The following is an 11,907-nucleotide window of genomic DNA, read 5'->3' as shown; positions in this document are numbered from 1 at the left end:
AGCGTACAACTCCACCCTGCTTTTATTTTAGCATAGGCCTGGCAGTGTGTCAAAGGAACCGTCCCCGTGACACAAAACGACAAAAAAGAAGCTGCAAAGCGTGTGCTTCGCAGCTCTATGCAGGTGCTTAGAATGTGTATGACATCCCCACAATAACATTACGGCCAGGCATTGTATACCAATTCCCTGGGGTATACGAACTTGCTGCAGAGTGTTCTGCATAAAATTTATCAAAAATATTATTTACTTTAATAAACGCTTTTGCTTCGCTATTAACTTTATAATTTACACCAATATCCCAGATCCAATAAGAGTCACAGGGAAAGAAGGATTCAACAGTTTCCTTACCTTTACGATCAATTGCTGCTCTACCCTGAATTCCAACATCAAATTTCCCCTCAACATAATCTACACCTATATTAATTGCATGCTTTGGAATATAGCCACCTGCGTTGATTTTAGATCCACGCGATTCTTTCATATTTGTATAAGTATAGCCCATGAAGGCACTAATTGAGTCGCTAATTTTTTTATTTAACTGAATGTCCCATCCTTTTGCATCTTCATCCGTATTATTGAACTGATTTGAATTGTAGTTGTATTGAATAACATTATCCGCTTTCCTTTGAAAGATGTTCGCAGACATTACTAACGTATCATTAAAGCGATGATTGATACCAAACTCTTTTGTGCTACCATCTTCAGCTTTTAAGTTAACGTTTCCATGGTTTGCATTAAATAATTGATATGGAGTAGGCGCAACAAAAAACTCACTATAAGATAAATAATAATTAGTTCGGTCACTTATCTTATACCCTAAATTAAGCCGTGGTGTAGTGTTATTACCTGCCAAAGAATGTTCATCGTAACGCAAGCCAGTTGTTAATTTCCACTGTTGATCGAAATTCCATTCATCTTGCACATATAGCGCTTTATTGTTTAGTGTTAGGCCATTTGTAGAAACCACGTTGTCCCTCGTATAGTCAACACCCGCAACCATGGTATGTCTTGTATCAACTTTCCTTGTAATTTGATCTGAAAAGTTCAAAGTATTGACTATGTTCTCCCATGGGGAAGCATACTGTCCTGAACCCCCATCACTCAAGAATTTATAATGACTATTTTTAAAAGAAAAAACATTAGTAGTTCTATCATTAATCTGATAATTATAAACTACATTCCAATCATAATCGTCCGCTGTTCCTCTAGTATTTCCACCGCCAGAGGCCCCATCAAAATACATCCACTTAGACTTGTAAGAATTATAGGATAATTTGATATCCGATTCATTGTTAATTTTTTTGCTGACTTTAAATCCTAATGTATCTGAATTCAGCGACTGAGGAATGGTAATGCCTCTTCCATCCTCTGCATCTCCCAATAGACTCTTCTTCGCTACCACACGATAAGTCCAATCATTCTTAACACCTTCATTTAAAAACGAGTACGATTCTCCACTAAAGTTCCCTCCGCTTATCTTTAAAACACTTTTATCTTCTTGTGGATTACGAGTAATGATATTAATGACCCCACCTTTTGCATCTGAGCCATAAATTGCAGAGGCAGATCCTTTTAATATCTCAATGCGCTCAATATTTTCCATATCCATATAAGTAGTTGCAGGAAAACTTAGACCAGCATGATTAGCCCTGACGCCGTCTACTAATACCACTATATTGGGTGATCCATTAATTTTTAATCCATTACTACTATCAAAGCCAGCTCTACCATAGTTAGTCAAAGTAATCCCTGGAACATCACGCAATGCCTGTTCTAAATTAGCATAATGCTGTTGCTCAATTTTCTCCTTATTAATTACTGAAATGTTAGCATTTGCCTCAAATTGTTTTACAGGTATTTTCGTCGCCGTTACCACCACCTGATCCAGTGCAAACTCTTGCTGCTCTTCAGCGAAAGCGGCTCCCGGAGCCTGTAACAATACCGCACTTGTTACGACCATAGCACACAGCCATGCTTTCCGGTTTATTCCTCTGTCTTTTTGTTTCACTTACCTCTACCTGCCTTTCAAAAATAAAAAACTCTTCTGAACGCATTCCAGAAGAGTAAGATAGGCATAAAACAGCGCCTATCATGTAATCCCCTCCCCATCGCTCGCGGGTCAAACGGTGATTGACATATAGGCAGTTCTCCTGGCTCCGGATCATCATTCGCCCAAGCCTTCCCAAGATAAACTCTCAGTGGCATCAATTGGGTCTACTCCCCATTACAGTGGCGGGACCGCGCCGGTTTTACACCGGACTTCCCTATTAAGCCCTACGGCACCTATACCAACTTTTTCAATTATATGTAAATTATGTATTGTACTTAAGTATTTGTCAATATTACGGTAATAATATTTGTCCCCACCACTTCGTTTTTCCAATATGTCATTTTAAAGCATACTGTTGCTTAAAGACTTTATAATAGCATTTCACTTTCACCCTCTTACCTTATTGTATTTATTTTTAAGTACATTTGTATTGTTTTTAAGGCATTTAATATGTAACTTTTTATACTTTTTCTTAAAAATTAATGTTGTTTTAACGTAAATTTAACAAATCACTCTAGACATTGTTGGATTAAAATGGTAAAATTGCTTCATAATAATTTTTAGGAGGGACTGCTATGAATCGAGTAGTTGGTTACTTTGGCAACATTTTGTTTCCTTATGGACTTTTAGCGCTAGGCTCCATTGCCTTTGCTTTAACTGCGCTGCAGTCCTTCGATCCTTATCCGCTCTCATTAATTGCGTTCTATCCCTTATCCAGCCTTATCCTCATTTTTGCTGACAAGATCATTGGTGTTAAATAGTTCCCTCGTTGTAAAAAACGGCAAGGTCCAATTCCATTTGGACCTTGCCGTTTTTATTCCTGTTCAGCTACAGCTTTTGATCGAAATTCCATAAACCTTAAAAATTGTTTCACTCGGAATACCGTTATCCAGCAGATAGACTAAATCACCATTTGTTAATTCATTAGGACTCATAAAACGGGCCTTATCAACATCAATTCCATATTGAACGCACTCGACCGGTGTTGCCTTGCGAACAACACAAGCACTTGGTTCCTGCATCGGTAGCGCCTCCACTTTTGGTATTGAGCGGGCGCTTGTTGCACATGCTAAACGGATACCCATATGCTCCCTCCTTGATTTACTCATCGTGTCCGGTTCATAAGAAAAAAAATATAATTGCTTGCGAACTCTTACTATAAGATATTATTCGACAATACCTGCCAAATTTCATTTTGACAAAAGTCCGGTTATTCTAGGTCATAGGTCTTAATTTTTATGCAGTAATTTGTGTATTTCCCCGCTTTTTCTGTATAAATACAAAGCTCCTCGTACACCGAGGAGCTTTGTAAGCATATGTTAACTGCGTCACCGCAGTAGTTTTAAAGCCTCTTCTTCCGCCGGGATGCGTATGGCTAGCAGCAATATGCCATTAGCAACAGTAGCCGCTGCTGCCGTTACCCAGCAGCCAAAGATCATCGGTACTGCGGCCAGCTCTAAAGCAACTGCCAAATAATTGGGGTGAGGAAGATACCGGTAAGGGCCGCGGCGAACAGCAGTCGCACCGGGTATTACCAGGATGCGTGTATTCCAATAGTGCCCTAAACTGTAGATGCACCAATACCGCAAAAATTGAGCCGCACCAAAAACCAATAGCCAGAGAGGCCACCAGCTGCTAAGCTGGGGTATCCCGGCAAGCGCTTCCGTCATCCAGCCTGCCAGCCAGGTGCCATGAAGCAGAAAAAATAACGGATAATGCCTGGTGCCATACTCTTTGGCTCCTAAAGCCACCACCCATTGCCGGTTACGCCGGGCCAGCGCCAGCTCAGCCAAACGCTGAACAATTAGAAACAGCGCAATACTATAAACCAACCCTTCTACCATTTGAATAACACCTGCTCAGCACTAAAGCCTGGCCCTAATGCCAGCATTACGCCATAATCACCAGTCGGTGGATTTTTTGCCAGAAATCTTTCCAATACAAACAATACGGAAGCACTGGACATATTGCCATATTGTCGCAGGACTTGGTAGGCTTCCGCTAATTGTTCGGAATTAAGTCCCAGGCTGTCGCTATAGGCTGCCAAGACTTTTGTTCCCCCCGGATGAGCAACAAAATGCCGTATGCTGCCTGTTTCAATGCCCCATTGCGCGCAAGCCTGTTTGAGCAGGCCGGGTAAATATTCACGGACTATTGCCGGAATATCCCGGGAAAACCGCACCTTTAAGCCTGTCTCCGACATATCCCAGCCCATAATGTCTTCCGTTTCCGGAAAAAGAGTACTATAGCTGCCAAATACCACCGGTCCTTTTTGTTCAGGCACCAAAACAACTGCCGCAGCGCCATCACCAAAGATGCTGGAACCAACGAGGTTTGATTTTGAAAAGTCATTGCGCTGGAAAGTAAGACTGCAAAGCTCAACAGCAACAAGCAGCACAGGCTCCTGTGTTGCAGCAGCAAGCTCGGCAGCCCGGGCCAGACCTGTTACACCGCCTGCGCACCCCAGTCCCCACAGAGGTAGACGCTTCGCATGGACTGATAGACCCAATTTTTGAATTAACTTGCTATCTATAGTTGGTGTAGCAATCCCTGTGGAAGAAACAAACAACACAGCGCCTATTTTTCCCCGGTCAATACCGGCTCTATCCAGCGCAGCATTAGCAGCAGCTTCGGATAATTCAAAAGCAATAGTTTCATATAGTGCATTGGCCTCAGCAAAACTGTGCTGCGTTCGGTACCATTCCAGCGGCTGAGCAAGATATCTCGCTTCAATTGAAGCATTCTCAAAGACGGGCATCAGTCTTTCCAGGTGAGGCAGTCCTTCGCGAAACAAGGCCGCCGCAAAATTGCGTATGTCACTTTGGCATACCCGGTTTACCGGCAGGGCAGTACCAACAGCAGCAATTGCAGGAAATATCATGAATTGTCACCACCACTCTAAATTTTGCTACATGAATCTAACTTACATTATGAAATTTTTGGAAAAATAATGCCTGCTACCTGTAAGAAGAAAAAATGAACGTGAATTATCGAACTACATAGACAACTAATCCCAGCAGGTATATAATTTAGGAGAACAGACCTGGTAAGACCACCATACCACTTACATAGGGAGGGTATTAGCTTGGCAAAGTACAACCCGGTAACAGACGCGATTATTAAAGAATTGCAGACCATCATTGGAGAAAAGTATGTGCTCACTGATGCTGACAAGATGGAAAAGTATTCTCACGATGAAGTGACTGATCCTAAGTATGTAAAAATGCCCGAAGTTGTGTTACTTCCTTCTTCAGCACAGGAAATTGCCCAAGTTATCAAACTGGCAAACCGTGAACACATTCCTATTGTCCCCCGCGGAGCCGGTACGGGCCTCGCAAGCGGCGCTGTGCCTTTCAAAGGCGGTATTGTACTGTCGCTGGAAAGAATGGATAAAATTCTGGAAATCGACACAGAAAACATGTTCATGACCGTAGAGCCCGGTGCTACTACGGAAAACGTTCAGCAGGCTGCTCGGGAAAAGGGCTTCCTCTATGCAGGTGATCCATGCAGCGGTGACAGCTCCTTTATTGGCGGCAATGTTGCCACAAATGCGGGCGGTAACAAAGCAATTAAATATGGTACTACCCGTCAGCAGGTAAACGGAGTTGAACTCGTTACTGCCGAAGGAGATATCGTAGAATTAGGTGGTAAAACAAAAAAAGACGCCTCCGGCTATAATCTCACCCAGCTGGTCGTCGGCTCTGAAGGAACGTTGGGCGTTGTTACCAAAGCCATTCTAAAACTGGTCCCACTGCCAAAAGGCGTTATTGATTTACTGGCCATTTTCCCGGATCTGCCCTCTGCAATTGGCATCGTCTCCAAGCTGATGGCTGCCGGCATTACTCCTACCTCTGTCGAGTTCATGGATAATGCAGCTATTAAATCCTGTGAAAAATTCTTAAATGAAAAATTGCCGCACAGCGACAACGGCTTTTATATTATTATTCAGGTAGAAGGCGACAATGAAGATCTCCTGGATGACCAGGCTGTCATTATTGATGAAATGTGTACCGAAAACGGCGCCTTAAGTGTATTGGTAGCAGATCCGGCTAAAATATGGAAAGCCAGGAAAGTATTTGCCGAAGCAGACCGTGCACTTAGCTTGATTTTTTCAATGGAAGACTTGGTTGTACCGATGGACAAAATCCCTAGCGCTATTGAAAGAATAAATGCATTGGGACAAAAGTACGGTGTTGCCATTCATTGCGCCGGTCATGCTGCCGATGGCAATATCCATGCCAATCTGCTAAAAGAACAGCTCAGTGATGAAAAATGGAATGAATTATTACCGGCTCTGCAGCAAGAGCTTTATACCATGGTTTATGAAATGGGCGGCAAGCTCTCCGGTGAACACGGCATAGGCTATAAGCGGGTTAATTTATTGGAGCAATTCTCCAGCCCCATTGAGCTCAAGATGATGCGTGCTATTAAAAAAGCGCTTGATCCTAACCTGATCATGAATCCCGGCAAAGTTTTTAATGTAGAATAAAGAAAAGGCCTGTTTGGTTAAACCAAACAGGCCTTTTTCCTTATTTCTTCCCTCCAGCTAACCGCTTGAGTATGACATAGCCAATAATTCCACCGCCTAGCCCGGTAATGAGCTGCGGCCACCCGAACATTGCAGATAAAGCTGCTGTTACTTTTGCCGGTAAATCAACCCATTGAACTACCCAGGCAACCATAACAAACATTGCAGCAGCCTTGGCTAATGCGGCAATTCCCACGGCAGGCCAATAGCCTAAAAAGCGATTTCCCATATAGTAGCCTAGAACATAGGCACTATTAGCAGCAGCAACGGGCAGAATAAAAATTGGCAAAGGCAGGACTTGCTGCAGATAAGCAATTCCTGGCGCAATCACCGCCAGTACGAGTGCCAGGCGCCAGCTCGCTCGCTCCACAGCCAGCAGCAGACAGGCATTGACAGCACTGCCAATCACAAACATGGAGATAAACGGTGGCACCGGCACAAACAGTCTGATAGACTGAAAGATCAGCATGATTGCCAGCAGCAATGCCGCCCTAGTCAGGCGTTGATGATTCCGCACGATGTCCCTCCTTGGAAAACAGTCTATCACCCCAAGCCATTACGGTTTGAGGTGATAGCGTTTTTTATAGTGTGAATGAATTTCAAAAAGATAAGCCCCATAAAGACTTCCATACTAAGAAATCCACTATTTAATTGACTCGGAAGATTTTGCCCGGATTCATAATGTTATTCGGGTCGAGGGCCTTCTTTACAGCTCTCATCATTTTGAGTTCTACCGGATTAGTGAATTTCTCCATTAATTCCAGCCGTTTGTAGCCTATGCCATGCTCTCCTGACAGCTTGCCGCCAATGGAGTAGACAAACTCGTATATTTCTGCCTGCAGCAAGGGCAGCTTCTGCTCCCACTCTTCCATTGGTACGTCCTCTTTTAATATATCGGCATGAACATTGCCGTCAGCCGCATGGGCTACGCAGTGAATGGTTAGTTGATAGCGTTCACCCAATTCGGTAAGTTTCTTTACCATGCCGGCAATTGCAGCCACAGGCACTACAATATCCTCTGCTGAAAAAATCAGGCTCCGCGCCCGGTTCGCTTCACCAAACGACTTCCTTGCCTTCCAGATCTTTACCGGATCAGCCACTAACACAAAGCTGGCTCCATTAGCCGAGCATAATTCATCAATTTCCACACATTGATCTTCAAGCGCTTCTTCACTATCGCCTTCAATGGAGACAATGATATAGTTGCCGGTATCACTATGCGGCAGCTTCTCATTCAAATAACTTTCGCAGCACCGGATGCCTTTATTGTCCATAAATTCTACGCTGACAGGTAAAATTCCCGCTTGCAGGATTTTGGCTACAATCGCAATCGATGCCTCTACATTGGGGAATACAGCTAACAAGTCCATTACTTTTTGTGGACGGGGAATGATTTTAATATATATTTTGGTAATAATGCCTAACGTACCTTCAGAACCAATCACCAACTGCGCCAGGCTGTAACCGGTTGCATCTTTTCTTACTTTGCCACCGAGTGTAACGATATCCCCCTCGGCGGTTACAAGCTCAATGCCCAGAACCTGCTGACGGGTGGTACCGTATTTTACCGCCTTAATTCCACCGGCATTCGTGGCAACATTTCCGCCAATAAAAGAGCTGTCCCCGCTGGATGGTTCCCCCGCATACAGATAGCCTTTGTCATGAGCTGCTTTCTGCACTTCACTTGTTCTGACGCCTGGTTCCAGCACCATCAACAAATTGGCTTCATCTATTTCCAGTATCCGGTCCAAGCGCTCAGTCGAAACCATAATCCCGCCGCCAAAGGCAACAGCCGCACAGGCATAGCCAGTACCCGCTCCCCGTGGGATGATAGGCAGCCGTTCACGATTGGCTAATTTTACAATAGCGGCTATTTCTGCTGCACTGCCTGGCAGCACCAGCACATCTGGAAAACCCACATACTTTTCGCCTGTTACGGCATCATGTGAGTAATCCTCCATTTTGTCCTTATCAATAATCACATATTTTTCTCCCGCTATTGCGCTTAGCTCTGCCACAATCGCAGGCGTAACTTGTCCATACTGTGTCATACTCGTCCTGCTCCTCTCCATCCCCGCGTCTTCCAATCTCTTTCTAATCCTGCAAACCCAAATCGAGTAAATTTCCGGCTTCGTCAAAAGAAAGTTCTGCCGGCTCACTGAGCAGCGTAATGCCAGGCAGTTTCAGCGCCTCTTCTACCAAAGCTTCGGAGATCTGTAGTTTGCCCAGATGCAGCGTATCGGCAATTCGAACAATGCGCGCCTGTTTCTGATCTTTGGCGTTGCAGGTTTTAATCGCCGCCAGCAAAGCATCCTGATCGCATTCTAAGATGGTCGGCATGTGAGTCGGTCCAACAACGGTTGACGTTAAGCCATTCGCATAAGTCATAGAAAAGTTAGTTTTGTTAACCAAGCGCCTGGTGGCAAAGTCCGCTGTACCCATACCATTGGCATTGCCGTGCGTGCGTTCCGTCAAGTCGAGCACAACCATTTTAGCAATTTCCGGTCCGCCTGAGGCATACGGTGTGGGATATCTGCCGGTAATATTCGGATCCATTCCGTCGCCGGAAATATCTTTGCCAATCCGGTCAAGCACCAGCACATCAATTTGCTTAAAAGGCAGGCTGGCCATGTTTGCCTTAGCTTCCACCAGCAGCTGTCTATCTAGTTCAATAAACTCTTCCGGTGCGGCGGCTGCGACTTTACTGATTTGATCATAGGCGTTCTCCACCGTTGCAATACCAAAGAGAATTTTATTAGTCGCCAAGATTTGCTCGGCCATAAGTACAATGTGTTCGGCCATATATTTAAAGCTGTAAGCATGGCAGGCTTCAGCCCCTTTTTGTTTACCCAGGCCAATGGTAAGCATTTTCACAATACCGCTTTCGTTATTGCCTCGAAAAGCAGTATGCGGTTTAACCCGGTTGAGTACCACAATACCATCGGCTTCATAGGCCTGCTTGTCCATATAAACGGGCAGCCCGTTCGCCAGGCGGCCAATTTCCACCACTTCCATGGAAGATACAATGGGGCAGCCTACGCTCTGCGGTGTAACTCCCAGGTTTGCCAAAACGTCCTCCTGGCCTTCGGCAGAAGCGCCGCCATGACTGCCCATCGCCGGAATTACAAAAGGCTTTGCTCCCAAACGCTTTAGTTCACTGACAATACCTTGTACGAGTACAGGCAAGTCGGCCAGCCCCCGGCTGCCTACCGCCACGGCAATGCGCATTCCCGGCCGGACACGCTCAATAATATTGCTTTTATTTAATTCCTTGCGCAACTCTCCGGCAACATCGGTTAAACGATCTGACGGAAAACTCTGGCTAATAGTAGCCATTTTAGGCAAGGGCACATCTTTTAGTAACTCTTTAATAACATCCACGCCCGATACCCCCTAAAGTAACATTTTTTGCAGGTTTCCTATATTCATTTTTCTTTGCCAGCAGACAAAGTCCTGCTAAATTGTAAGCCACCACGCTATATGCGGTCAAGCCCAAGCAGGACTTTTCAAACTTTTCTAGAATCGACAAAAAACTACGTTAATTTACATTAACAAAAATACGATCAGTAAGGAGGGCTACTATATTTTGAAAATTGGACAAAAAATTTGGTTGTCACTTATCACTATCCTGGGCCTGCTGCTTGTGATTGGCTGTTATTCCGTTTGGTCAGCAATTACAGTTGAATCAAGTATTACCAGCATCCAGGCAACCAATACCCGGGCAATCACCGCCGCTAAAGCGGAAAATGAGTATACCGGTGCAGTATTGGAAATTAGACGCTACATAGCAGACGGCGATGAAAAGTACAGCAAGAACTTTGAGGAAAAGCTAAACTCCGTAATTGCGCTGGAAAACCAGCTGCTGACATTAACGCCTGCGAGTCAACGCAGTCAGGTGGAAAAACTGATTAGCGACACCGAACAATATCGCAATGGTGTAGTTTCCCGCTTGATTCCGTTACTCCGTGAGCAATTCAGCCAAAAGCTCGCCGGTAATACGGAAAAAGCAGCTTTAGCCGGTCAACAAAGTGCTGCCGTAACCCGGGAATTAACACCTTTTGCCCAGTCCATTCAAAAAATACTTCATGACAGTGTAGAAGAAAACTCCAAAGCAGCCAGCAGCGAAGTAACTCGAGTAAACAGCGATGTCGCCAGCGGAGTGAAATTCTCCGTTATTCTCGGGCTTTGCGCTACGGTTCTGGGATTAGCGATGAGCTATTTCCTAACCAAGCAGATTACCGCCCCCATTCAGGTTGTGACTGCAGAAATTAATACCATGGCTTTGGGTGACTTCACCGCAGAAGACAATACCGCACTTAGTTCCCGCCGTGATGAATTCGGACAAGTTGCTCAATCGCTGTCACAAATGAAAACAAATCTGAAACAGTTACTTGTGACGATTCAGGAAAGATCCGAGCTTCTATCTGCGGCTTCAGAACAGTTGCAGGCCAGTGCTGAACAATCTGCCTTAGCTTCCACACAGGTTGCCAACTCAATTGTTGAGGTTGCCGGCGGTGCCCAAACCCAGTCTCAGGCAGTAGAGCAAACCCTCGTTCAGGTTGACCAAACTGCCAGCGACGTTATTTCAGCCGCAGCCAACGCCCAGGAAGCCACAAACCTCTGCAAAACAGCTGCTACCGCAGCTGATAAAGGCGGCACACTTGTTGACTCTGCGCAAAACCAGATGTCTCATATCAATCAGACGGTTCAATCCTCCGCACAAGTCGTCGGCAGACTAGGGGAACGTTCTGTGCAAATCAGTGAAATCGTCGATACGATTACCGAACTCGCCGAACAGACTAACCTCTTAGCACTGAATGCTGCAATTGAAGCGGCCCGTGCCGGTGAACAAGGCCGAGGCTTTGCCGTCGTTGCCGATGAGGTCAGAAAGCTTGCAGAGAAATCTGCCGAAGCGGCAAAGCATATTGCTGAATTAATTAGAGAAATCCAATCTGAAACGAATCAAGCTGTAACAGCAATGAACAGCGGCACGCAAGAAGCAAAAGTAGGCGCTCAGGTTGTTTCTGAAGCCGGGGCAGCTTTCCATGATATAGCGGAAATGATTGCGACAATTACCGCAAAAGTTACGGATATTACGCAATCCACCAATCAACTGTCTATCGGCAGCCAAGCAATTGTCACTGCTGTGCAAAGCATTGATTCGATTACTAGAGCTACCTCAGCTGAAACGCAAAGTGTATCAGCAGCAACTGAAGAGCAGACGGCATCGATGCAGGAGATTGCTGCGACCAGCCGTACATTGGCAATGATGGCTGAAGAGCTGCAAGGCGATATCCGCAAGTTTAAAGTGTAAAAGACGTTAAAACAA

At 45.0% G+C, this 11,907-nt stretch carries 10 protein-coding genes and 1 riboswitch; of the genes, 3 read left to right on the top strand and 7 right to left on the bottom strand.

Annotated features, from left to right (window positions below; genetic code table 11):
• Positions 1 to 127: 127 nt before the first annotated feature.
• Complete coding sequence (locus EV210_RS16910) at positions 128 to 2,008, bottom strand: TonB-dependent receptor plug domain-containing protein (protein WP_132082540.1); 1,881 nt, start codon at positions 2,006 to 2,008, stop codon at positions 128 to 130.
• Positions 2,009 to 2,123: 115 nt separating this feature from the next.
• Positions 2,124 to 2,300, bottom strand: a riboswitch (cobalamin riboswitch).
• A 325-nt stretch (positions 2,301 to 2,625) separates the two neighbouring features.
• Between EV210_RS16910 and EV210_RS16905 the strand changes: the two genes are divergently transcribed.
• Positions 2,626 to 2,811: a hypothetical protein gene (locus tag EV210_RS16905; RefSeq protein WP_132082539.1), complete on the top strand. Its 186-nt coding sequence runs from the start codon at positions 2,626 to 2,628 to the stop codon at positions 2,809 to 2,811.
• A 63-nt stretch (positions 2,812 to 2,874) separates the two neighbouring features.
• On the opposite strand, the gene EV210_RS16900 is transcribed toward EV210_RS16905, so the two are convergent.
• From EV210_RS16900 to EV210_RS16890, 3 genes are all read right to left on the bottom strand, one after another.
• The gene (locus EV210_RS16900) at positions 2,875 to 3,135 is read right to left on the bottom strand and encodes a hypothetical protein (RefSeq protein WP_132082538.1); all 261 of its coding nucleotides are present in this window, start codon (positions 3,133 to 3,135) and stop codon (positions 2,875 to 2,877) included.
• A 243-nt stretch (positions 3,136 to 3,378) separates the two neighbouring features.
• Complete coding sequence (locus EV210_RS16895) at positions 3,379 to 3,894, bottom strand: isoprenylcysteine carboxyl methyltransferase family protein (RefSeq protein ID WP_132082537.1); 516 nt, start codon at positions 3,892 to 3,894, stop codon at positions 3,379 to 3,381.
• Positions 3,888 to 4,931, bottom strand: coding sequence for a type III polyketide synthase (locus EV210_RS16890; protein WP_132082536.1), 1,044 nt, complete (start codon positions 4,929 to 4,931; stop codon positions 3,888 to 3,890). The genes EV210_RS16895 and EV210_RS16890 overlap by 7 nt, the downstream gene beginning before the upstream one ends.
• Before the next feature lie 204 nt (positions 4,932 to 5,135).
• On the opposite strand from EV210_RS16890, the gene EV210_RS16885 reads away from it, so the two are divergent.
• Positions 5,136 to 6,539, top strand: coding sequence for an FAD-binding oxidoreductase (locus EV210_RS16885; protein WP_132082535.1), 1,404 nt, complete (start codon positions 5,136 to 5,138; stop codon positions 6,537 to 6,539).
• 40 nt (positions 6,540 to 6,579) lie between these two features.
• Here EV210_RS16885 and EV210_RS16880 read toward each other — a convergent pair whose 3' ends face one another.
• From EV210_RS16880 to EV210_RS16870, 3 genes are all read right to left on the bottom strand, one after another.
• Positions 6,580 to 7,095, bottom strand: coding sequence for a hypothetical protein (locus tag EV210_RS16880; RefSeq protein WP_243650602.1), 516 nt, complete (start codon positions 7,093 to 7,095; stop codon positions 6,580 to 6,582).
• A gap of 130 nt (positions 7,096 to 7,225) precedes the next feature.
• On the bottom strand, positions 7,226 to 8,629 hold the full coding sequence (locus tag EV210_RS16875; RefSeq protein ID WP_132082534.1) for an FAD-binding oxidoreductase: 1,404 nt from the start codon (positions 8,627 to 8,629) through the stop codon (positions 7,226 to 7,228).
• 43 nt (positions 8,630 to 8,672) lie between these two features.
• Positions 8,673 to 9,959: a nickel pincer cofactor-dependent isomerase, group 22 gene (locus EV210_RS16870; RefSeq protein WP_132082533.1), complete on the bottom strand. Its 1,287-nt coding sequence runs from the start codon at positions 9,957 to 9,959 to the stop codon at positions 8,673 to 8,675.
• Positions 9,960 to 10,164: 205 nt separating this feature from the next.
• Between EV210_RS16870 and EV210_RS16865 the strand changes: the two genes are divergently transcribed.
• Positions 10,165 to 11,892, top strand: a complete 1,728-nt coding sequence (locus EV210_RS16865; RefSeq protein ID WP_132082532.1) for a methyl-accepting chemotaxis protein — start codon at positions 10,165 to 10,167, stop codon at positions 11,890 to 11,892.
• The last annotated feature ends 15 nt before the right edge of the window (positions 11,893 to 11,907 follow it).

This window comes from Anaerospora hongkongensis (assembly GCF_004339805.1).
In the GTDB taxonomy this organism is placed as follows: Bacteria; Bacillota; Negativicutes; order Sporomusales; family DSM-15969; genus Anaerospora; species Anaerospora hongkongensis.
Note: the sequence above shows the minus strand (reverse complement) of the source record. Positions and strands in the feature narration are given on the sequence as shown.